Below are 21,865 nucleotides of genomic sequence, written 5' to 3' on the forward strand. Positions count from 1 at the left end.
GAGACTGAATTCGAGAAGGACAAAGCTAGCAGATGCATCAGGCATGGGCCGACTCACTGTGGCCTGCGGCGCTGCGATCATGCAGACATTGGGTCGGAAATACGCAACGGAAGCAACTGCCCTCGCCGACCCGCGATTCGATCTCGAGTCTGGCACCGTGCGAGTTGAGTACGTGCTTGACGATGGCCAATCCCAGGCCGGTGCCGCCACTGTCGCGTGAGCGCGAATTGGACACCCGGTAGAAACGCTCGGTCAGCCGGGGCAGGTGCTGCGCGGGAATGCCGGGGCCGGTATCGCTGACGCTGAAACAGGCGTCCTGGTCACGCATCTCCCAGACCAGCCGGATCTCGCCACCGTCTGGTGTGTAGCGCACCGCATTGACCACCAGATTGGAGAAGGCACTGTGCAGATCCTTGCCCGATCCCAGCAAATCCAGCTCGGTGCTGACGCACAGTTCGATCCGGTGACGGCCGGCGCTGAGGGCTTGGGCGTCGCGCAGAATGGTGCCGAGCAGTGGTCGCATGGCGACCTGACCCGCTACCGGCATGCTCTGCGCTTCCAGTCGCGACAGTGTCAGCAAGTCCTCGACGATATGGGCCATGCGCCGGCTCTGCTGGCGCATCTGCACGAACAAGCCGCCGAGTTCTCCCAGTTCTTCGGGTTCCAGTGCCTCCATGTAGCCGTTGATGACGGTGAGCGGCGTGCGCAGCTCGTGCGAGACATTGGCGACAAAATCGCGCCGGATCTGTTCCAGCCGCATCAGATTGCTGACATCACGAACGATCAGCATGCGAAATCCGGGGCGATAGGCGATCAGACGGCACAGCAGGCGCACACGCTCGTCTCCCGGCGAGGGCAGATCGATCAGCGGATCGTCCAGACGACCCTCGCCCAGCCATTGCATGAAACGCGGCGAACGCACCAGATGGGTCAGATGGTTGCCGACATCAGTGGGATAACGCAGCCCCAGCAAGCGCTTGGCGGACTTGTTGAACCAGTGGATGGTGTCGGTGTCGTCAATGGCGATGATGCCGTCGGGCAGTGCCCGGGCTGCATCCCGGAAGGCTTCCAGTGCCTCCAGCAATCGGCGGCGGCGGCGGCGATCAGCCTTGCGGCGGCGCTCCAGACTGTCGAAGATCGGTTGCCAGGCACCTTCGGATTCAGGTGCGTGCATGCGCCGGGAGGCCAGCCAGCGCTGCAGACGCAACAGCTGCCGCAGCTGCAGGGCAGACCACAGCAACAGGCCGCCCGCCATGCCGAATCCGGCCTGTCCCAGCAGCCATCCGACGAGCACACCCAGCCCGGCCAGCACCAGCAGGAGTGCGATGCTGCGTTCGGCGGCTCGGAAATGCGTCATCGGTGCAAAGTCCTGAGGGTGTCGATGGGCGGTGCCCTCATGCGCCCGGTTCAACTCCGGCCGGTCGTGGCCCGCGCCAGACAATCATCCGCAAGCAACTGCAAGATTGCACGCGAAGCTTTTGCTCGGCCAGGTTCAGCACTCTATCTCGCCCGGAAGCACTTCGTCCTGATCAAGCTCGGCTGCCGGCGCAGCCGACGAATCAGACGGTCGTTGAAAAGCGATAGCCGGCGCCGCGCACGGTCTGGATGTACTCCTCAAGGGCACAGGGCTCCAGACTCTTGCGCAGGCGTCGGATGTGCACGTCGACGGTGCGCTCCTCGACATAGACGCCGCTACCCCAGACATTGTCCAGCAGCTGACTGCGCGTGTAGACCCGCTCGGGGTGGGTCATGAAGAAGGCCAGCAAGCGATATTCGGTCGGGCCGAGCTGCACCGGACGGTCATTGGCGAAGACCCGGTGGCTGAGTGTATCCAGAGTCAACCCGCCGAGGCTGATGGTCTGGCCATCACCATGCGGCTGAGTGCGGCGCAGCACGGCGCGGATGCGTGCCACCAGTTCACGGGTGGAGAAGGGCTTGACGATGTAGTCGTCGATGCCGGCGTCCAGGCCCATGACCCGATCGTCCTCTTCGCCGCGTGCGGTGAGCATGATGATCGGGATTTCCCGGGTCAGCTCCTCCCGGCGCAAACGCCGGGCGAATTCGAGGCCGCTGGTGCCGGGCAGCATCCAGTCCAGCAACACCAGATCCGGCAGACGGTCAGCGATGAGGTGCTGGGCGGTGCGCGCGTCTTCGGCCAGCATCGGCACCAGACTGGCCCGCTTCAGCGCGAAGGCGATCATGTCTCGAATGGCGGTCTCGTCCTCGACTACCAGAACCCTTTGCTCCACAAACTTCTCCAGCGACGATTGCCGACTCTTGGTATGCCGATTCAAAGGCGAAAATATGACCAGAGTGTGACGTTGTCACAAGAAAACTGCCGTGGTCGCGTGATTCGGGGTCTGCGGACGGCCGTTTGCCGGGTTCGCCGGGCGGTCAGTGGATGGTGCGTGGACGTTGTGGGTGCGTCATGGCGAGCTACCCGATGCGGCCTGACACTGCTCACGGGCCATGAACCGCGTTCTGTAGGAGCGCCCTTGCGGCGCGACCGCTGCTTCGGACGTGCGGCTGGCCGGTCGCGACGCGAGGTCGCTCCTACAGGCAGCTTGTGGTTCATGGCCCGTGGGCAGTGTCGGACCGACACAGGTGGCTCGCAATGACGCTCTTGCGGGTTCAGCCTGGTCTGGAAACCGGCTAGGCTAACGGCGAGAGGCGTCCAGACAAGTCTGGACCCAAAAGGGCCGAAGCCGCGCTACGCCGTGCCTCGGCGTACACCACCGACAACCAGCAACCGACAACCGACAACATCACTACCCTCGATCCGAATCCTCGGCGCGTTTGCGCTCGCGCAGGACCACTGGCTGCCACTGCGCAATCTGGGCGTCGATGCGGGCACGGTCGTAGTAGTCCAGATCATTGCGGGCCGCGGTCTGCTCCAGCTGGTGCATGGCGTCTTCGTACTTGCCGCGCAGGAAGAAGGCCTGGGCGTAGGCTTCGGCGGCGCGCACCGGATCGCCTGCCAGCTGGTTGGCACGGGCATAAAGCTCCTGCAGCGAGGGGTCGTCGCCATAGTTGCGCATCAGTGGCCGCAGCACATCCACGGCGCGCTTGCCGGCGTCTGGTGTATCGCGTTCGATCTGGCTGCGGGCGTAGGCGATGGAGATCACTCGATGACCGGGGCGTTCCGCCAGCAATCGCTGGTAGCGCTCATCGGCGGCATCGAACTGGCGTTCGGCGCGATCGACCTCGGCCAGTGCCAGTTGGTAACTCAATCGATGTGGGTCGCCGTCAGCGAGCAAAGTCAGCGCCTCGCGCGCCTCTGCATGGGCGCCCAGACGCGATTGGGCGAGTGCCAAACCGTAACTCTGAGCGCGCTTGTCGACATCGCGGGCGCGCTTGCTGTCCTTGTAGAAACGCACCAGCGTTGGCAACTCGCGCGAAGTCAGCACGCGCAGCCGCTCGCGCATCAGCGCGAAGTCCAGGCTGGTCTGCTGGGTGCCCACCCTGAGCTTGTCGGCCCGGGCCTTGGCCTCGGCGATGCGCGTGGTGGTGACCGGATGGGATTGCAGGTATTCCGGCGGCTTCTCGCCCTGGGTGCGGTTGAGCAAGCCGATCTTGGCGAAGAAATCGGCCATGCCGCTGGGATCAAAGCCGGCCTTGGCCAGGGTCTGGATGCCCACTCGATCGGCCTCGTGCTCGTTGTCGCGGGTGAAATTGATCTGCCGCTGCTGCATCAGCGCTATGCCGCCGGCCATCGCTGCCTGGCCGCCGTCGCCCTGTCCGCGGGTGGCCACAGCCAAAGCCACGGCGCCGATCAGGATCGGCAACACGTCTTCGATCGAGCTCTCCATGGCCCGCGCGATGTGGCGCTGGGTGACGTGGGCAATCTCGTGACTGAGCACGCCGGCCAGCTCGCTTTCGTTGTCGGCCTGCAGCATCAGCTCCGAAAAGGTCACCACCAGACCACCGGGCGAGGCAAAGGCGTTGACCACCGGCACGTCGATCAACTCGAAATGGAATCGGGTCTCGGTGCGGCCGCTGGCCTGCACCAGGCGGTTGGCCAGGGTTTCGTAGTACTCGACCAGTTCGGCGTCGTCGATGCTCAGCCCGTAGTTGCGCAACTGTCGCAGCAAGCCTTCGGAGTACTCGCGCTCGCTCTCGGCGCTGAGCACGCGGCCAGAGGAATCTCCCAGGTCCGGCAGATCCATGCTGCTTTGACTCCACGCTGGTACGGCGCCCGCCAGCCACAGCAGGGCCACGCAGCTCAGCCTGCCTCTGGCGCGTATAGTTTGAGATCCGGCGTTGAATCGATGGCTGATCATGCGTTTGTCCGTCATGGTGCTGGGTGATCCGGCGAACTCGCAGGCGCTGCGGCTGGCCGCGCGCATGCTGGAGATCGCCGCTGAGTCCGGGGCTACCCTCGACACCCTGTTTTTGTACCACAAAGGCGCTTATGCGGCTCTGAACCCGCACCCGAGCAGTCCGCTGATCCGACAGCTGGCCGAGCTGGGCGCGAGCACCGGCCTGGACTGCGTCGTTTGTCGTACTGCCCTGACGAGGGCGGGCGCTGAGGGGCAGCCCCTATTGGCGCCGTTTCGCCTGGGTGGCCTGGCGGACTGGTTGGGCGCCGTCGAGCGTGCCGATCGGGTGCTGCGCTTCGGAGACCCACGCGCATGACAGCGCCCTTGCGCATTCTGCTGCTCGGCTCCGATCAACCGGATGGCAACTGGCGCAGCAGTTTCGACTTGTTGCAGGCAGCGGCGGCACTGGAAGTGTCCGTGGAGATCGGCATAGCGGGGCCAGCATTGCGGTGGTTGCTGCCGGACCCGGCCGAGAGCAGCGACATCGCCCGGGCTTTTTCCAGTCTGGCCCTGCTGGATCTGGCGCCGATCATCGCTCGCGGACCCTGTCCGGATGCGCTGGCCGGGCGTCAGCCGGTGCTGCCGCTGCGCTGGATCGACCCGCCCGCCTGGCGTCAATGGCTGCGCCAGGCCGCCCTGCAGGTGTGGTGAATGAGCGCACTGCATCATGTGTCGGTGGGGCCGACCGCCCGCGAGCACTGGGCCCAGCTGGAACTGGCCCTCGGCGAGGGTGATGTGCTGGTCCTGCTTGACGCCGCTACGGCCGATCTGGGGGCGATCGCGGCATGGAAACGCAGTCTGGCGCTTGAGCTGCGCTGCGTGATCCCGCAGATTGCGTTGCTTGCGGGCCTGGCAGTGCCGCCTGCCATCGAAGTGATCGATGATCGGCATTGGTGGCGGCTGATCGCCTCGCATGAAATATTGCTGGAGTGGAACTGATTGGACGCGAGCGATTTCGAGTGCGACGAGCAGGGTTATCTGCTCGATTCCACGGCCTGGACCACCCGGTTCGCGGAAATTGCCGCGGCGGCCGAAGGACTGGTGCTGAGTGCCGACCACTGGGCGGTGGTGGAGTTCCTGCGCGACTATCACGCCCGCTTCGGGCTCAGTCCGCCGATGCGGGTGCTGGTCAAGGCCATTGCCCCCTTGCTGGGCGAAGCCCGTGCCAGCAGTCGTCGCCTGTATCAGTTGTTCCCGGACGGCCCGGCCAAGCAGGCTTGCAAAGTGGCGGGTTTGCCCAAACCTGAGCATTGTTTGTAGACCCTCGCGATGCTGGCGCCAACGTGGCCATGGCGCCCATCGCCTTTCCCTCATCCAGCCGGAGAAAACCGCCCATGGCGAAAATCGAGATGTACACCACGGCGATCTGCCCCTATTGCGTTGCCGCCAAGGGCTTGTTGTCACGCAAGGGTGCGACCCAGATCGAGGAAATCCGCGTGGACCTGTCGCCGCAGCGGCGTGAGGAAATGTTGACCCGCAGTCAGCGCCGGACCGTGCCGCAGATCTTCATCAACGGCGAGCATGTCGGTGGGCATGACGATCTGGTGGCGCTGGACCGCGCCGGCAAGCTCGATCCCATGCTGGCCGGGAGCGCTGCATGAGCGGGCGTCTGAAGGAATTCGTGTCCTATCGGCAGCGCATGAACGAGCGCATCCTCGGTATCGACAATCAGGTCGCGCGGCGCTTCTTTGCTCTGGATCGCCAGTGCTACGGCGAAGGCGGGCATCTGGACGTGCGCACCAAGGAGTTGCTGGGGTTGGTGGCCTCACTGGTGCTGCGTTGTGACGATTGCGTCAGTTACCACCTGGCGCAATGTCGGCAGGCAGGGCTCAGCTTCGAGGAGATCTTCGAGGCGATGAGTGTGGGTCTGGTGGTCGGTGGCTCGATCGTCATTCCGCATCTGCGACGGGCGGTCGACTTTCTGGACGAACTCGCTGCGGAAGATTCAGGGAGTGCCCCGGCTGGGGATTGATGGTGCTGCCGATCGGTGCTCGGGCGCGCGCCGAGGCGTGGCGCGCGTCCGGCTGTACCGGCGTCAGTCGCTCAAGCGCACCAGCGTGATGTCGTCGCCGTTGGCGCTGTGACCCGACAGGCGGGTCAGGCCGTTGTTGTCGAAGCGGGCCACATCGGAGCCACCGAACAGCAGTCGACAAACCGACGGCGCCACTTCGGCCTGTTCCGGGTCAATGACGCAGCGCAGCTCATAGCCTTCTTCCGAGACGAGGATGGCCTCGGAGGCCAGGATGCGATCTTCGCGATAGGTGAAGCGGATGGTCTTCGGCGAAACCGGGCTCTTTTGATCATAGCCACTGAAAGCCCAGACCCCGGCCAGAGCGCGACCGTCGGCCGCCAGCGCGAAGTTCATCCGATGGATCGAGATCGGCATCAACTCCAGTTCGTCGAAGATGCCATCACCGCTGGGGCGTGCGTACCAGACCACAGCCGTCGAATTGGTGCTGAATTCGATATCGACATTGCCCGCAGGTTCGACCGATTGCGCCCCGCGATAGGTGCCCCAGAGCGGCTGTCCGCCCATCGAACGCAGCAGATCGCCTCGAAAGCTGGAGCGGGCAATGGCGCCAGCGCTGAGATACCAGGCGGTTTGCCCATTCAGAGTGTAGGCATTGGTGGTCATGGCCAGCGTCGTGCCCTGGCGTTCGACCATGAAGCCGATGCCGCTGCCACTGGTCTGAAACTCGCCTTGCACATCCGGGGTCCAGAAGCCGGCTTCGGGCTGGACATCATGGGCGCTGGGCGCGGTCATATCGACGGTGCGGAAGGCCAGCAACTTGGGCTGGTTGATCGCATCCTTGATCGAGAAACGCACGCGGTAGATACGGGGTGCCGGAAAGCCGGCCGGCGCCACGGCAGCGGGGTCGACCACGACAGAATAAGGTGTGATTGCAGCGCCGCAAATGGCGTCGCGCTGGCGCACAGATACATCAATATTGACGCCGTCCACCACTACCGGCATCACTTCCGGCGCGCAGGTGTTGGGCCAGGAGCCCGTCACCCGGATCTGGAAGGCGCTGCCGGCCATCGGAGTGGCGGGTATGGTCTCGATCTGGTGGAGGCCCATCTGCGCCATTGCCTGCAGCGGCAGACACAGGATCAATCCCATCGTCGCCATCATCGTGCGCATCGCCCACCTCATCCATTTCTGCTGAACCACATGACAATCCACGACCATCGGCGAGTTGCCGCACCGGGCGCGGGGGTCTAGTTTACGCCGACCCCGAGTCCTTCGGATAGTCACAACGTCACATTGCTTGGCAATTCTAATGAACAAAACCATCACGGTCATCCGTGGCGACGGCATCGGCCCCGAAATTACCGACGCGACCTTGCATGTCCTCGAAGCGCTCGAGTGCGGCCTCAGCTTCGAATTCGCCAGTGCTGGCCTTGCGGCCATGGAAGAACATGGCAGTCTGCTGCCGGCAAGTACGCTGGATTCGATCACGCGCACGCGCGTGGCCTTGAAGGGGCCGCTGACCACGCCCGTCGGAGAGGGCTTTTCCTCACTCAACGTGGAATTGCGTCGAAGATTCGATCTGTACGCCAACGTCCGGCCGGCGCTGTCCTTTCCCAACACCCGCTCGCGCTACAGCGACATTGATCTGCTGACGGTGCGTGAAAACACCGAAGGTGCCTACCGCAGCGAGGGGCAGACCCTCTCGGCCGACGGCGAGATGGCGCAGTCGATGATCCAGGTGACCCGGCGCGGTTCCGAGCGCATTGCCCGCTACGCCTTCGATCTGGCCGTGCGTACCGGTCGCAGGCGCATCACCATCGTCCACAAGGCCAACATCCTGAAGACCACCTCGGGCTTGTTCCTGCGCACGGCAAAGGCGATCGCCAAGGACTATCCGGGCATTGAAGTCAACGACATGATCGTCGACAACGCCTGCATGCAGCTGGTGATGGATCCGCATCAGTTCGATGTCATCGTCACCACCAATCTGTTTGGCGACATTCTCTCGGATCTGTGCGCTGGGCTGGTGGGTGGCCTGGGCCTGGCGCCCGGCGCCAACATCGGTACCGATGCTGCGATCTTCGAGGCGGTTCACGGTTCTGCGCCAGACATCGCCGGCAAGGGTGTAGCCAATCCAATTGCGCTGCTGCTGGCGGCGGCCCTGATGCTGGATCACCTTGGGCTGGCGGATGCTGCCGCAAGGCTGCGCGCCGCCATCACCGCTACCCTCACGGCCAGGGATCGGCTCACCCGCGACCTGGGCGGCAGTGCCGGTACCGAGGAGTTCACGGCGGCCTTGGTGGCCCGGATCAAGGGTGCCTGATCGAATTGCCCTCAGCAGGCCAGCGCTCGCGGTCCCACGGGGTAGGGCACCCAGACAGGCGCGCTGCCCACCAGGGCGCCCTTGTCCAGCGCTGCCCGGAAGGCAGTGAGGGCGTTGGCAACCGCGCCCGCCGGCGCTTCGCCCAGTGCCAGTCTGGCCGCAATCAGCGAGGCCAGGCAGCAGCCGGTGCCATGGCCGTTGAGGCGCTGGCGCGGGGCCCGGTACAGGGTGATGCCGGCGGGATCGGCGTAGACATCAATGACTTCGCGTCCCGGCACATGCCCGCCCTTGAGCAGCACCGCGTGCGCGCCGAGCTCGCGCAGATCGGCGGCCGCCCTTTCCAGTTGACTCTGGCGGCTCAGCGAACGACCCAGCAACACCTCGGCTTCAGGCACGTTCGGCGTCAATACGGTGGCCAGTGTCAGCAGCTCCTCGCGCACGCTTCGCTCTGCCGCTGCCTGCAGCAAGCTCGCCCCGGTCGTGGCGATCATCACCGGATCAATGACCCACGGGCGATCTGCCAAGGCACCACGTGCCAGGCTGGCGACCAGGCGGACGATGACACGGCTGCCGAGCATGCCGGTCTTGACTGCAGCTACCGGGAAATCGGAAGCCACCGCCTCGATCTGGGCGCGTACCAGTCGGCTGGACAGCAACTGCACGGCACTCACCTCGCGCGAATTCTGGGCTGTCACGGCTGTGATGGCGCTGAGCCCATAGACGCCCTGACTGGCAAAGGCGCGCAAATCTGCCTGGATGCCGGCGCCGCCGCCCGAGTCCGATCCGGCAATGGTCAAGGCATGGGCGCGCGGTTTGCTGGGCAGGGTCATGAGCGGGTCCTGTGGTAAAAAAGCAACGGAAAATTGAATGTGTTGCGTACTTGACGCGCTGTTGTTTTTTTGCGATTCTGGCGTCGGCTAGAAGCAACACTCCTTCTCTTCTAGCGGGCTTCAGGGGCATGCAGGCGAGAGCACACTTGATAAATTTGATTGGGACGGCGAGTTTACTCCTCGCCGTCCCTTCTTTTCTCTTCGCCCAGCAGCCGTCCGACGGTTATTTGGGGGATTCCGGCACGTCGACCAAGACCGTGCTCCGGGGTCCGTTGCGGGTCGCCGCCGCGCAGCGGCTGGCACCCAATTTCTCATGGGTGGATCTCGAAGCGCTGACCGAAGCGCCGACACTCAACCCGCTGAGTCGGGTCATCAGCGATCTTCTGGTGGTGCCGCTGGCATCGGGGCAGGACTGGACCTTGTTCGCTCGGGCCATGCGCCTCACTGACCGCCCAGACTCGCGTCTGCAAGCCAGCAGAGACCCGACCGTGTCTGCCATCAGCGATGGTTCTCTGGATCGTCGCGTGCTGACCTCCGGGCTGTTCGTGCAGTCGAATACAGGCTTTTCGGTGGGCGTGGACGCGGTCTTTGCCGATCAACGCTTCGCCAGCGGCACCTTGTCGCCCCTGGTCGACTCGCCCGACAGTCAGTTGCCGGGTTCGGCAGTGAGTGCCGAGGAATCGCGCGGCACCGGTCTGGCCTTTGCCATCGGTGCGCCCGTGGCCGAACGCGTCAGCTGGAGCGTGGGCCTGCGCTCACGCGTGGACATGAACACCTACAAGTCCTACCGCGGGGTCTATTCCGAACCCGGCGATCTGGACATACCTGCATCCGCAGCTTTCGGTGTGTCGGCGCAACTGGCACCCGGTGCGCAACTGGTGCTCGGTGCCGAGCATGTGTTCTACAGTGACATCAATGGCTTCTCCAGCTACGCGCTGCCGAACCGTTTCCTGTCGCTGCTGGGCGACAGCTCCAGCCCCAGTTTTGCCTGGGAAGACCTGACCGTCTATTCCGCTGCCCTTCAAGGCGGAGACCAGCGCTGGCAGTGGGCTCTGCGCTACAGCACCAGCCTGCAGCCCAACCCCACCGCGCCGCTGTTGCAGCAGGCGATCTCGGGTATCCAGAGCGATTCCAACTGGTCACTGGGTCTGGGGCGGACCCTGGGCAGTTTGGGCGAAGTGCGATTGACCGCCAGCTATGCCGGCGCCGAATATGTCCTGGGCTCGCCCTTCGCCCGCAACGTGGACCCCACCGACTCGACCCATTTCGAGTTCGAAGCGATGTGGAACCTCAGGTTCTAGGTCGGCCCTGCCGAGCAAGCTCGGCACTACAACAGCCTCGTACACCGGCACTCTGGTAGAGCGGAGCTCGCTCCGCTGCTGTGGCTGAGCTTGTGCTTTTCGCCTTGAGGGAAGAGCTGCAGATCCTGCCGAGCAAGCTCGGCACTACAGCAGCCTCGTACACCGGCACTCTGGTAGAGCGGAGCTCGCTGCGCTGCTCCGGCTGAGCTTGTGCTTTTCGCCTTGAAGGAAGAGCTGCAGATCCTGCCGAGCAAGCTCGGCACTAAAACAGCCTCGTACACCGACGCTCTGGTAGAGCGGAGCTCGCTCCGCTGCTTCTGCTGGGCTTTGCTCGCTTCCGCGCGCCTGTGGTGCCGTTACAACACCTCCGACGCGAAATCGGCCAGGCGTGAGCGCTCGCCCCGGCGCAGGGTGATATGCGCGCTGTGCGGCCAATACTGGAAACGGTCCACCGCAAAGGTGAGGCCTGAGGTGGTTTCCGTCAGATAGGGCGTGTCGATCTGTTCGACATTGCCCAGGCACACCATCTTGGTGCCTGGCCCGGCTCGGGTCAGCAAGGTCTTCATCTGCTTGGGAGTCAGATTCTGGGCCTCATCGACGATGACATAGCGCGACAGGAACGTGCGTCCGCGCATGAAGCTCATCGAGCGCACCTTGATGCGGGAAGACAACAGATCATTGGTGGCCTGACGAGCCCAGTTGCTGGAATCCTGTGGGCTGGCCAGCACCTCCAGATTGTCGTTGAGTGCGCCCATCCACGGCGTCATCTTTTCTTCTTCGGTGCCGGGCAGGAAACCGATGTCTTCGCCTACCGGCACCGTCGCCCGGGTGACGATGATCTCCTTGTAGCGCTGCTGATCCATGGTCTGCGCCAGGCCGGCGGCAAGAGCCAGCAGCGTCTTGCCGGTGCCGGCGGTGCCGAGCAGGGTGACGAAATCGACTTCCGGATCCATCAGCACATTGAGGCCGAAGTTCTGCTCACGGTTGCGGGCGCTGATGCCCCAGACCCGATGTGGGTTGTTCTGGTAGTCATCGACGATCTGCAGCACCGCCTTGCCGCCCTCAACTCTGAGTACCCGCAGCGCCACCTGATTGTCGTCGCCGAAGTGCAGGAACTGGTTGGGATGCCAGCGCTCATCGCGCTTGAGCTTGACGCGGTAATAGGTGCGGCCGCGTTCAGACCACGATTCCAACTCCGGATGGCGACCCCAGAACTCTGGCTTGAGCAGGTCGACGCCGGTGTAGAGCAGCGCCAGATCGTCCAGCGCCCGATCGTTTTCATAATCCTCGGCAGAGATCCCGTGGATCTTGGCCTTGATCCGCAGATTGATGTCTTTGGTGACCAGGACCACCGGGGTGCGCGGATGATCTTCGCGCAATTGCAGCACCGCGTGCAGGATCTGGTTGTCCGGGATCACCGTGCCGAAACTATGGCCGTTGGCCTTGCTCGCGGTGGTCTGGAAGCGCAGGTGACCGCGCGGCTTGTGGCGTCCCAGATCAAGGCCGTCGGGACGCTTCAGGGCGATACCCTTGTCCAGCGTGTTGGCGCCGTTGGCTTCCAGCAGTTCATTGAGGAAGCGGCTGACCTGGCGCACATTGCGCGAGACTTCAGACGTGCCCTTCTTGGCGGCGTCCAGTTCCTCCAGCACCATCATGGGCAGATAGACGTCGTGCTCCTCGAAGCGGAACACGGCGCTGGGGTCGTGCATCAGTACATTGGTGTCCAGAACATAGATCCGCTTCTTCTGACTCATTGGGTCTCCGGGCTCGGGCGCGATGTGCCCTCCGAGAATGCCCAAAAACAGCCAGCCGTGCGCGTGACTCCAGACAGCCGGTCAGGTGTGAGAAATGCGGACAGGCTGCTAGCCCTTGATTGGTTCCAGAATGGCATCCAGATTGAGGGTGTCGCAGAACTCCAGGAAATCCTCGCGCAGGCTGGAGATATGGGCGGCCGCCGGTATGCCGATGGAAATCTGTGCGGAGAACATCTCGGCACCGGTCTGCGCAGCGCGATAGCGCGAAGAGCTCAGCGCCTCGACGGTGATGCCTCGTCGCGAGAAGAATTCAGCCAGCTGGTAAAGAATGCCGGGCCGGTCGGCAGCGATCACTTCCACCGTGTACGGCAGGCTGCTGCCGGTCAGCTCGCGTGAACTGGTGCGACGCATGGTCAGCACCATCTGATCGTCACGCTGCACCTTGCCCAGCGCCGACTCGCACTTGGCAATGGCGTCCCAGGAACCCGAAGCCAGCAGCAACACCGATACTTCCTGGCCCAGCAGGGCCACGCGCGCCTCCAGCAGATTGCAGCCGGCATCCAGCACGCGCTTGCCGATGAAGGTCAACAGCGCCACCGTATTGGGGGCGATGGCCGAGATCAGCAGATGATTCTCGGGGACGTTTGGGCGGGGATTGGGATCGGACACGGTCTTCAGCTGAAGGGGCGGAGGCGCGAGCTGCCCGAAGGGACGCCCGACTGAGCCCCACAGGATACTTGTCAGCTCGGAAATGCCGCAAGTAAGATCGGGGGTCAGCTTGATCATGGACTCCAGCATTCGTGCACATACAGGGCAGCATCCCGGCGTTGGTGACCCCGTTTCAGCGCAATGGCGCTCTCGATCTGCTGGCTTTCGAGGCTCTGGTTGATTGGCAGCTGGAGCAGGGCAGTCATGGTCTGGTGATCGGCGGATCGACCGGTGAATCCGGGGCGCTGGAGGAATCCGAACTGGCGGCGCTGTTGCAGATCGGCGTGTCCCGCGCTGCCGGCCGGGTGCCGGTGATTGCCGGAGCCGGTGGCGCCTCGACGGCCAGGGCTGTGCGCCTGGCGCAGCTGGCGCGAGGCATTGGTGCCGATGCGGTTCTGGCGGTCACTCCCTATTACTCGCGGCCGACGCAGGCGGGCCTGCTGGCGCATTTCCAGCAACTGGCCGAGGCCGGCGGGCTGCCTGTCATTCTCTACAACGTGCCGGCGCGCACCGGTGTCGATCTGCAGCCGGAAACAGTGGCGCGGCTGGCGGCGCATCCTCGGATCATCGGCGTCAAGGAAGCCTTGCCCGATCCGGCGCGCATGCAGGCGCTGCTGGGCTTGCGTCAGCCGGGCTTTGCGGTGCTGAGTGGTGACGACTCCACAGCCTTGCGGGCATTTTCCGCGGGTGCCGATGGTCTGATCTCGGTGGTCGCCAACTGCGTACCTGCAGCCTGCGCTGAACTGTACCGTAGCGCCCGGGCCGGCAACATGCAGGCAGCGAGGGAAATCGACGCTATGCTTGCACCCCTGTACGCCGCCGCCGGGCTGGAGCCGAACCCGACGCCGGTCAAGGCCGGGCTGGCCATGATGCGGCGCATGCAGGATGTACTCAGGCTGCCGCTGTTACCCTTGTCGCCTGAGCATCGTCCGGCGCTAGGCGCGGCATTGCGGCACGCTGGCGTGGTTCTGGATACCGCACTGGCAGCATGAGCCTGGTCCGGCAAACGCCGCGATCAAACACAACAGGAACGGATGACCGAATGTCTCGAGCGCGCTGGACCAGTCACGGAAAACTGCTGCTGATGGTGGCCCTGGCTCTGCAGGTGGGTTGTAGCTGGGTGGATCGGCAGATCATCTATGAAGATGCCAAGGAGACTCCGCCGCTGAAGGTGCCCGGCGATCTGATCGCTCCGGCGCCGAATCCGGCGCTCCAGGTTCCCGCCGTTCAAGGTGTGGCCAGCAATGTGGACACCGCACCGCCGACGCTCGGCAACACCGTGGCGGTGGCTCGCAGCGGCTTTCCGCGCGCCGCCAATGCCGTGCTGCCCTTGGCCGATGCCACCGACAGCGCTTTCCGGCGCGTCGGCATCGCTCTGGAACGCAGCCAGTGCTGCAAGGTACTGGCGAAGAACCCGGAAGGACTGACTTACGATGTTGAACTGGCGTCGCCGCCGCCTCGACCGGGCCTGTTCAAGCGCATGTTCGGCGCCGAGGCGCCCTCGGCGAGAATGATCGTGCAGGTGGCGCAGGCCGACGCGGGTTCCATCGTGACCGTCGTGGATGCCTCCGGGGCTACCCGGAAAGACGATCCTGCCATGACCGTGCTGGGTGCCGTTGAAGCACGTCTGCGTTGAGATCTGCGGCCGGAAAGCCGGGCTTTCAGCGCTCCAGCAGGCGCAGCTTGTCCGGTTTTCCGTCCCATTCCTTGGCGTCGGGCGGAGGCGCTTTCTGGGTGGTGATGGTCGGCCATCCGGCCGCCAGTTCACGATTCAGCGCGATGAAGTGTTCCTGGCCTGCCGGCACATCATCTTCGGGGAAGATGGCGTTGGCAGGACATTCGGGCTCGCACAGGGTGCAGTCGATGCACTCGTCCGGATCGATGGCCAGGAAGTTCGGGCCTTCATGAAAGCAATCCACCGGACAGACTTCGACACAGTCGGTGTACTTGCACTTGATGCAGTTTTCGATGACAACAAAGGGCATTGGGGGGCAAGTACCGAAATTGGCGCTCCCTACGAGAATCGAACTCGTGTTTTAGCCTTGAGAGGGCCACGTCCTGACCGCTAGACGAAGGGAGCTTTGCTGAGCTCTGCAATAATAGCGGTGGTGAAGGCGCGCCACAACCAGCAGCGGGACGAAGTGCCCGCAAACTTCTGACTACATGGATAGTAGATGATCGACATGGACAGACATTCCGAGCATCAGCCGCTGGTGCTTGAGCGGCCACAGCACATCATTTCGCGCAAGCGGATCAGCTCGGCCGCGGTGCGTGTGCTCTATGGTTTGCGTGAGGCCGGTTTCCAGGCCCATCTGGTAGGCGGCGCGGTGCGGGATCTGCTGCTCGGCGGCGATCCCAAGGACTACGATGTCGCCACCGACGCTCATCCCGAAGAAATCCGCAAGGTGTTCCGCACCTGCAGGCTGATCGGCCGTCGTTTCGTCATCGCCCACGTGCGCTTCGGTAACGAAATCATTGAAGTCACCACCTTCCGTGGTGGCGGCGTCGAGGGCGAGGATCACCCCGAGCGCGAAGTCGAGGCGGAAGGCCTGGTCTTGCGCGACAACGTCTTCGGTACGCTGGAAGAAGATGCCCGGCGCCGCGATTTCACCGTCAACGCGCTCTATTACAGTATCGACGACTTCGCCGTGCGTGATTTCGTCGGCGGTCTGCAGGATCTGGACAAGCGTCAGCTGCGGCTGATCGGCGATCCAGAGCAACGCTATCGCGAGGATCCGGTGCGCATGCTGCGGGCTGCGCGCCTCGCCGCCAAGCTCGGTTTCACGCTGGAGCGCGGCACCGAGGAGCCGATCGGTCGCCTCGCCAACCTGCTCGATGGCATTCCGCCAGCACGACTGTTCGACGATCTGCAGAAGCTGTTCCTCTATGGTCATGCCGAAAAGAGCTATGAGCAGCTGCTCAGACTGCGCCTGTTCGAGCATCTGTTTCCCTCGGTCAGCATCAACAGCGATACCGGCCAGCCCTATGCTGGCGCCCTGATCCGGGCGGCGCTGCGCAGTACCGATCTGCGGGTGGCCGCGGACAAGCCGATCACGCCAGCCTTCCTGTTTGCAGCCTTCCTGTGGGAGCCCTTCCAGATGGCCTGCGCCGGTATCGACATCCACGCCGAGGGTGCGATGGCCGATGCCGCAGAGATCGTGTTTCAGGACGCCATGGAGCGGGTTGCGCTGCCGCGCCGGTTTTCGATCGTCACCCGCGAAATCTGGGAGCTGCAACCCCGACTGGAAACCAATTCGCCCAGCCGTGCGCGCCGGCTGATGCGTCATCCGCGTTTCCGTGCAGCCTTCGACTTCATGGTTTTGCGCGCCCAGGTCGATCCGCTGCTGCGGCCGATTGCCGAGCGCTGGGAGAAGGCTCAGACCTGCGGCGAGAATGAATTTGATGCCCTGTTCCGGGCCGCACCTGCCGTGAAGGCGGGTCCCGCCTCGCTGCCATCCGAAGAGGAGCCGCCCGCCAAGCGTCGCCGTCGGCGCCGTCGTCGGGCGCCGGGTGCGCCGGCAGCGCCCGCCGAGTAACGATGGCAGAGCGCGCGTACATTGGCCTCGGCAGCAATCTGGATCGGCCGGAACAGCAGATCGCCCGTGCCGTCAGCGCGCTGCAGCAGTTGCCGGGCAGTCGCTGGATAGCGGTCTCGCCCCTGTATGGCTCCTTGCCCTGGGGCGATCCGGATCAGGCCAACTACGTCAATGCGGTGGCCGCGATCGACACCTCGCTGTCGCCACGGCAACTGCTGCTGGCCATGCTCGAGATCGAACAGGCGCAGGGGCGCGATCGGAGCAGCGGCCGCCGCAACGGCCCGCGCACCCTGGATCTGGATCTGCTGCTGTACGGGTCGGCGAGCATCGACGAGCCCGATCTGCAACTGCCGCATCCGCGCCTGCAGGATCGCGCCTTTGTGCTGTTGCCGCTGGCGGATCTGTCACCAGAACTGATCCTGCCGGGATCTGTTCCGCTGCGGTCGCTGCTGAGCCCGGAATTCGCTAGCCTGTGCTGGCGCCTGCCAGCGACCTGCGCCCCGAACTAGACCGCCCGGAGATTCATGTACGCCTCTGCTGCCTCTGTGCCTGCGCAACGCCCGGTGAGTGTTCCCGGTCTGCGCAAGATGAAACAGGAAGGACAGGTGATCACCGCCCTGACCGCCTACGACGCCAGCTTCGCCCATGTGCTCGACGCCGCCGGCATCGATGTGGTGCTGGTCGGCGACTCGCTCGGCATGGTCATCCAGGGTCACGCCACCACCTTGCCGACACAGGTCGACGACATCGTCTATCACTGCGCCGCGGTGCGTCGCGGTCTCAGCCGCGCCCTGCTGATGGCCGATCTGCCTTTCCTCAGCTATGCCACGCCGGAACGGGCGCTGGTCAATGCCCAGCGCATGCTGGTCGATGCGGGCGCCGCCATGGTCAAGCTCGAAGGCGGTCAGGATTGTGTGCTGGAGGTCATCCGCTTCCTGACGATGCGCGAAGTGCCCGTCTGCGCTCATCTGGGGCTGACCCCGCAGTCGGTCCTGCGCATGGGCGGTTTCCGCGTGCAGGGTCGCGAGGAGGCAGCCCAGCGGATCATGCTTGAGCAGGCGCATGCCGTGGTCGAAGCCGGCGCCGAGGCGCTGGTGCTCGAATGCGTGCCGGCCAGTCTTGCCCGCGACATCACCCAGGCCATTCCGATTCCGACCATTGGCATCGGTGCCGGTGTCGATACCGACGGCCAGATCCTGGTCAGCTACGATGCGCTCGGCATCACCCCGGGCAAGCGAGTGCGCTTCACCAAGGATTTTCTGATCGAAACCGGGAGCGTCCAAGGTGCAGTCGAACGCTACATCGAAGACGTCCGCGCCCGGCGCTTTCCGACGCCGGAGCATAGCTTCTGAGCCCTGGATTGCTTCGCTACGCTCTCCATGAACCCATATCGTAAGTTGTTGATTTGAAGTCCGCATGAGCACAGCGTCAGCTTCGTCCACCCGTAGGAGGGCCCTTGCGGCGCGACCACCGCTGCGGACGTGCGGCTTGCTGGTCGCGACGCGAGGTCGCTCCTACGGGCAACTTGCGGTTCATGGCGCTCCATGAACCCATATCGTAAGTTGTTGATGCGTCATTGCGAGGAGCGCAGCGACGAAGCAATCCAGGGTAGCGCCGCACATCCCTGGATTGCTTCCCCCGGATCAAGTCCGGGGTCGCAATGACGCCGGGGGTTCATGGCTCGCAGGCAGTGTTGGGCCGAAACAGGTGACTCTCCACGAGCCCATATCGCAAGTTGTTGATTTGCTGTTGTAGGTCACGTTGCTCGCGTAGCGAGCTACGTGACGCAATTCGATGTCACGTAGTCCGCTGACGCGGACAACATGACCTACGACACCGGGTTCATGGCCCGTGTGCAGTTTCTCGCCGAAACAGGTGGCTCGCAATGACACATCCACAATCTTGGAGTAGCAGGAATGCATCGATTCAATGAGCCCGCGCCCATGCGCGAAGAGCTGCGTGAGTGGCGGATTGCGCGCCTGCGCATTGCCTTCGTGCCCACCATGGGCAATCTGCATGCGGGGCATATCTCGCTGATCGATCGGGCGCGTGAGCTGGCGGATCGGGTGGTGGCCAGTGTGTTCGTCAATCCCACCCAGTTTGGTCCATCCGAGGATTACGCGGCCTATCCGCGCACGCTGGAGCGCGATGCCGAGTTCCTCAAGGCGGCGGGCACCGATGTGCTGTTCACCCCGACCATTGAATCGATCTATCCCTTCGGCGAGACCGAGGCCTGGGTCGATGTGCCCAGTCTGTCCGGAATCCTCTGCGGGGCGGTGCGCCCTGGACATTTCCGCGGCGTTGCTACTGTGGTGGCGCGCTTGTTCAATCACGTGGCCCCCGATGTCGCGGTCTTCGGCGAAAAGGACTACCAGCAATTGCTGCTGATCCGACGCATGAGCGCTGATCTGGGTTTCCCGATCGAAATTGTCGGAGCGCCGACGGCCCGCGACGCCGATGGTCTGGCCTTGAGTTCGCGCAATCAGTATCTGAGCGCAGATGAACGCCTGCAGGCCGGCGCCATCTATCGCGCCTTGCAGCGAGTAGCTGCGGGCGTCCAGGCCGGTGATGAGGTGGACCGGCTCACGGCGGCCGCCCGAGCCGATCTGGTTGAGCAGGGATTCCGGCCCGATTATCTGGAAGTGCGATCCGCCGAATCGCTGCAGCTGCCAGCGCCGGGGGAGCGGGAACTGGTAGTCCTGGCGGCCGCCTGGCTGGGTCGGGCGCGGCTGATCGACAACCTGCGTTTCACAAGATCCTGATCGAGGTTGCAAAAAACTGAACAATCCGCGGCGCTGTATGGATTTCCGCAACATGCTGTGGTACTTTTGCAACCACTCTGGTAGCGAAGCAACACGCAGCTAGAGCACGCAGGGCGCGTTGAGGTAATCGTCACTCCGATTAAACCCTCGCCGAATTGGTGAGGGTTTTTTTTCGCCCGCATTCCGGCGCTTCAAATTCGGTGCTGTCGGGACCAGACTTGGCCTCAATGTCCTGGCTTGCGGAGCGACCCCATGTCCGAGTTTTCCGAGTTGCGTACCGAACTTGTGCAGCTGCTGCGCGCGCATGCACGCGGGCCTGGCGCCGATTTGCGCGGAATGTTCGCACGCGATCCGGGCCGCGCCCAGCGTTTCGCGCTGGAGTTGCCGGGTGCCTGGCTGGATCTGTCCAAGCAGGCGCTGAGCGACGATCTGGTCGCCGCCGCGGCGCAACTGGCCGAGCGCATGCAGTTGCGCGGTGCGCTGAAAGCCCTGTTTGACGGCCATACCGTCAATGCGTCCGAAGGCCGTGCGGCGCTGCACACACTGTTGCGTGTGCCCGAAGGCACGCCGGTGAGCGAGGCCCTGCGTGACCGCCATGACGACATGCAGAGCGCACTGCGGCGCATGGCGGCGCTGGGTGAGAAGCTGGCCGAGGAGGGTATCGAAACCCTGGTCAATCTGGGCATCGGCGGCTCCGATCTGGGGCCGAGGCTGGTCTATGAGGCGCTGGGTGCCCAGGCCCTGCCGGGCCGTCGATTGCGCTTTGTCGCCAATGTCGATGGCAACGCGCTGGACGCGGTCCTGCGGCATCTGGATCCCCGCCGCAGCGCCTTCGTGCTGGCTTCGAAGAGCTTCAGCACCCAGGAAACGCGCATGAACGCCGACAGCGCGATGCACTGGATGCGCGCGCATGGTCTCACCGAATCCGAGATCAGCCAGCGCCTGATCGCAGTGACCGCCAGGCCCGATGCGGCGCGGGCGCTGGGCGTGCCCGAAACCCACATCCTGGCTTTCAGTGAGGCAGTGGGTGGTCGCTATTCGGTCTGGAGTGCGATCGGTTTCCCGCTGGTTTATGCCCTCGGGATCGGGCGCTTCCGCGCGCTCCTTGATGGCGCCCACCAGATCGACCAGCACGTGTTGCACGAGCCCTGGGAGAGCAATGCCGGGTTCCTGCTGGCTCTGATCGAGCTCTTGCATCGCTGCGGCTTTGGGCACCCCTCGCACGCCGTTGTGGTTTATGACGAACGCCTGGCCCGTCTGCCCGAATACCTGCAGCAACTGGAGATGGAATCCAACGGCAAATCGGTGGACGTCAGCGGCGAGACCATGAGCTATCCCACCGCACCGGTAGTCTGGGGCGGCGTTGGCACCAGTGTTCAGCACGCCTTCTTCCAGGCCCTGCATCAGGGCACCGATGTGGTGCCGGTGAGTTTCATCGCTGCGGCCAGGGTCGAGCACGATTTCGACGGCCATCACGATGCCTTGATTGCCAATATGGCGGCGCAAGGTGCGGCACTGTTGCGTGGGCGCAGCTACGCCGAAGCGCTGGCGCAGGAAGCAGATCCCTCGGATGCAGCAGCGCAGGCGCGTGCCCGCCAGCGCGTGTTTGCCGGCAACCGGCCGAGCACCACGCTGCTGCTGGATCAGCTGGATGCGCGCTCGGTCGGCGCACTGATCGCGCTGATGGAGCACAAGGTGTACCTGGCCGGACGCATGCTCGGCATCAATTCCTTCGACCAGTGGGGCGTGGAGCTGGGCAAGGAAATCTGCGGGCAACTGCTGCCCATGGTCACCGGCGAGGCGCCGATGAGCGGATTGGACAGTTCGACCGAGGCGCTGTTGCGGCGCTATCGAAGCGCGCGCGCAGACTGGATGTAGGGGCGTCCCCGCGTTGCGACCGGCCGGGATCGGACGACCGCTACCCCTGGCACACCGGGGACGAAGTGCGGAACGCAGAGAACGCGGAGAAGGAGCAGAGGGAACGCAGAGAAGAGCTTTACGTCCTCAGCCTGCCTTTCTCAGCGTTCTCTCTGCTTCTACTTTGCGAACTCCGCGTGATGCTCTTGGTATCAACCTCCCTCAGAAATTGGTTTTTGCACGTGGGTCTGGACTTGCCTGAACGCTCCAGCCCGGATAGCGAACCAGGGAAAGCGTCCAGACAAGTCTGGACCTACGACAGCCACGGCGTCGCATTTCCCGGAAGGCGAACCTGATCGCCGCGATCCAGTGCCGATGGAAACTGCTCTGGCTGCCGCCGCGACTGTTGCCGCGCCAGCGCCCAGGAAACCGCGTCGCGCACGGTGTCATCAGCATCATTCGCGCGCGCCCGCAAGGCCGTCACCACCGCGGGTGAACTCGGT

Annotated in this window: 24 protein-coding genes and 1 tRNA gene; 15 read left to right on the forward strand and 10 right to left on the reverse strand. The window is 64.0% G+C overall.

Translation table 11 applies throughout. The annotated features are described in order from the left end of the window. Positions 1–37 precede the first annotated feature (37 nt). The 3 genes from phoR to H7A19_17795 all read right to left on the reverse strand — a co-directional run bounded on the left by phoR (position 38) and on the right by H7A19_17795 (position 4,166). Positions 38–1,357: a phosphate regulon sensor histidine kinase PhoR gene (gene phoR / locus H7A19_17785; protein ID MCP5476684.1), complete on the reverse strand. Its 1,320-nt coding sequence runs from the start codon at positions 1,355–1,357 to the stop codon at positions 38–40. A gap of 202 nt (positions 1,358–1,559) precedes the next feature. Further along, positions 1,560–2,249, reverse strand: coding sequence for a phosphate regulon transcriptional regulator PhoB (gene phoB, locus H7A19_17790; GenBank protein ID MCP5476685.1), 690 nt, complete (start codon positions 2,247–2,249; stop codon positions 1,560–1,562). 519 nt (positions 2,250–2,768) lie between these two features. Continuing rightward, positions 2,769–4,166 carry a M48 family metallopeptidase gene (locus H7A19_17795; protein ID MCP5476686.1) on the reverse strand — a complete coding sequence of 466 codons (1,398 nt, stop codon included), beginning with the start codon at positions 4,164–4,166 and terminating at the stop codon, positions 2,769–2,771. 112 nt (positions 4,167–4,278) lie between these two features. On the opposite strand from H7A19_17795, the gene H7A19_17800 reads away from it, so the two are divergent. The 6 genes from H7A19_17800 to H7A19_17825 all read left to right on the forward strand — a co-directional run bounded on the left by H7A19_17800 (position 4,279) and on the right by H7A19_17825 (position 6,291). Then, positions 4,279–4,635, forward strand: a complete 357-nt coding sequence (locus tag H7A19_17800; protein MCP5476687.1) for a DsrE family protein — start codon at positions 4,279–4,281, stop codon at positions 4,633–4,635. Continuing rightward, on the forward strand, positions 4,632–4,970 hold the full coding sequence (locus H7A19_17805; protein ID MCP5476688.1) for a hypothetical protein: 339 nt from the start codon (positions 4,632–4,634) through the stop codon (positions 4,968–4,970). The genes H7A19_17800 and H7A19_17805 overlap by 4 nt, the downstream gene beginning before the upstream one ends. Beyond that, positions 4,971–5,258, forward strand: a complete 288-nt coding sequence (locus H7A19_17810) for a hypothetical protein (protein MCP5476689.1) — start codon at positions 4,971–4,973, stop codon at positions 5,256–5,258. Next, positions 5,259–5,579, forward strand: coding sequence for a TusE/DsrC/DsvC family sulfur relay protein (locus tag H7A19_17815; GenBank protein MCP5476690.1), 321 nt, complete (start codon positions 5,259–5,261; stop codon positions 5,577–5,579). A 74-nt stretch (positions 5,580–5,653) separates the two neighbouring features. Next, the gene (gene grxC, locus H7A19_17820) at positions 5,654–5,920 is read left to right on the forward strand and encodes a glutaredoxin 3 (protein MCP5476691.1); all 267 of its coding nucleotides are present in this window, start codon (positions 5,654–5,656) and stop codon (positions 5,918–5,920) included. Then, on the forward strand, positions 5,917–6,291 hold the full coding sequence (locus tag H7A19_17825) for a carboxymuconolactone decarboxylase family protein (GenBank protein MCP5476692.1): 375 nt from the start codon (positions 5,917–5,919) through the stop codon (positions 6,289–6,291). The genes grxC and H7A19_17825 overlap by 4 nt, the downstream gene beginning before the upstream one ends. 63 nt (positions 6,292–6,354) lie before the next feature. Here the strand turns inward: H7A19_17825 and H7A19_17830 are convergent, their stop codons facing one another. After that, on the reverse strand, positions 6,355–7,461 hold the full coding sequence (locus H7A19_17830) for a hypothetical protein (GenBank protein ID MCP5476693.1): 1,107 nt from the start codon (positions 7,459–7,461) through the stop codon (positions 6,355–6,357). Positions 7,462–7,600: 139 nt separating this feature from the next. Here H7A19_17830 and H7A19_17835 point away from each other — a divergent pair, with 139 nt between their 5' ends. Next, positions 7,601–8,614 (forward strand): isocitrate dehydrogenase, encoded by a 1,014-nt coding sequence (locus tag H7A19_17835; protein MCP5476694.1) that lies wholly within the window; start codon positions 7,601–7,603, stop codon positions 8,612–8,614. Positions 8,615–8,625: 11 nt separating this feature from the next. Here H7A19_17835 and thiD read toward each other — a convergent pair whose 3' ends face one another. Next, positions 8,626–9,444: a bifunctional hydroxymethylpyrimidine kinase/phosphomethylpyrimidine kinase gene (thiD, locus tag H7A19_17840; protein MCP5476695.1), complete on the reverse strand. Its 819-nt coding sequence runs from the start codon at positions 9,442–9,444 to the stop codon at positions 8,626–8,628. Positions 9,445–9,701: 257 nt separating this feature from the next. On the opposite strand from thiD, the gene H7A19_17845 reads away from it, so the two are divergent. Further along, complete coding sequence (locus H7A19_17845; GenBank protein ID MCP5476696.1) at positions 9,702–10,745, forward strand: hypothetical protein; 1,044 nt, start codon at positions 9,702–9,704, stop codon at positions 10,743–10,745. Positions 10,746–11,101: 356 nt separating this feature from the next. Here the strand turns inward: H7A19_17845 and H7A19_17850 are convergent, their stop codons facing one another. Together H7A19_17850 and H7A19_17855 are read right to left on the reverse strand one after the other, a co-directional pair. After that, positions 11,102–12,499 (reverse strand): PhoH family protein, encoded by a 1,398-nt coding sequence (locus H7A19_17850; protein ID MCP5476697.1) that lies wholly within the window; start codon positions 12,497–12,499, stop codon positions 11,102–11,104. Between the two features lie 108 nt (positions 12,500–12,607). Next, a complete protein-coding gene (locus H7A19_17855) occupies positions 12,608–13,168 on the reverse strand; it encodes a transcriptional regulator (protein ID MCP5476698.1) in 561 nt (186 codons plus the stop codon). A gap of 161 nt (positions 13,169–13,329) precedes the next feature. Here H7A19_17855 and H7A19_17860 point away from each other — a divergent pair, with 161 nt between their 5' ends. Both H7A19_17860 and bamC read left to right on the forward strand, forming a co-directional pair. Next, positions 13,330–14,199: a 4-hydroxy-tetrahydrodipicolinate synthase gene (locus tag H7A19_17860; GenBank protein ID MCP5476699.1), complete on the forward strand. Its 870-nt coding sequence runs from the start codon at positions 13,330–13,332 to the stop codon at positions 14,197–14,199. A gap of 50 nt (positions 14,200–14,249) precedes the next feature. Next, positions 14,250–14,843 (forward strand): outer membrane protein assembly factor BamC, encoded by a 594-nt coding sequence (gene bamC, locus H7A19_17865; GenBank protein ID MCP5476700.1) that lies wholly within the window; start codon positions 14,250–14,252, stop codon positions 14,841–14,843. A gap of 25 nt (positions 14,844–14,868) precedes the next feature. Here bamC and H7A19_17870 read toward each other — a convergent pair whose 3' ends face one another. Both H7A19_17870 and H7A19_17875 read right to left on the reverse strand, forming a co-directional pair. Further along, positions 14,869–15,192 (reverse strand): ferredoxin family protein, encoded by a 324-nt coding sequence (locus H7A19_17870; protein MCP5476701.1) that lies wholly within the window; start codon positions 15,190–15,192, stop codon positions 14,869–14,871. A gap of 20 nt (positions 15,193–15,212) precedes the next feature. Further along, a tRNA-Glu gene (locus H7A19_17875) sits at positions 15,213–15,287 on the reverse strand. Positions 15,288–15,381: 94 nt separating this feature from the next. Between H7A19_17875 and pcnB the strand changes: the two genes are divergently transcribed. The 5 genes from pcnB (at position 15,382) to pgi (ending at position 21,383) form a co-directional block, all read left to right on the forward strand. After that, positions 15,382–16,743, forward strand: a complete 1,362-nt coding sequence (gene pcnB / locus H7A19_17880; protein ID MCP5476702.1) for a polynucleotide adenylyltransferase PcnB — start codon at positions 15,382–15,384, stop codon at positions 16,741–16,743. 2 nt (positions 16,744–16,745) lie between these two features. Continuing rightward, positions 16,746–17,252 (forward strand): 2-amino-4-hydroxy-6-hydroxymethyldihydropteridine diphosphokinase, encoded by a 507-nt coding sequence (gene folK / locus H7A19_17885; GenBank protein MCP5476703.1) that lies wholly within the window; start codon positions 16,746–16,748, stop codon positions 17,250–17,252. Between the two features lie 15 nt (positions 17,253–17,267). Beyond that, positions 17,268–18,095 (forward strand): 3-methyl-2-oxobutanoate hydroxymethyltransferase, encoded by an 828-nt coding sequence (panB, locus tag H7A19_17890; GenBank protein MCP5476704.1) that lies wholly within the window; start codon positions 17,268–17,270, stop codon positions 18,093–18,095. A gap of 564 nt (positions 18,096–18,659) precedes the next feature. Then, positions 18,660–19,505 carry a pantoate--beta-alanine ligase gene (locus H7A19_17895; GenBank protein MCP5476705.1) on the forward strand — a complete coding sequence of 282 codons (846 nt, stop codon included), beginning with the start codon at positions 18,660–18,662 and terminating at the stop codon, positions 19,503–19,505. A 252-nt stretch (positions 19,506–19,757) separates the two neighbouring features. Then, on the forward strand, positions 19,758–21,383 hold the full coding sequence (gene pgi, locus H7A19_17900) for a glucose-6-phosphate isomerase (protein MCP5476706.1): 1,626 nt from the start codon (positions 19,758–19,760) through the stop codon (positions 21,381–21,383). Between the two features lie 292 nt (positions 21,384–21,675). On the opposite strand, the gene H7A19_17905 is transcribed toward pgi, so the two are convergent. Then, the coding region (locus tag H7A19_17905) for a hypothetical protein (protein MCP5476707.1) at positions 21,676–21,865 on the reverse strand (190 nt) is incomplete at its 5' end.

The sequence above is a fragment of the Rhodanobacteraceae bacterium genome, assembly GCA_024234055.1.
Classification (GTDB): domain Bacteria; phylum Pseudomonadota; class Gammaproteobacteria; order Xanthomonadales; family SZUA-5; genus JADKFD01.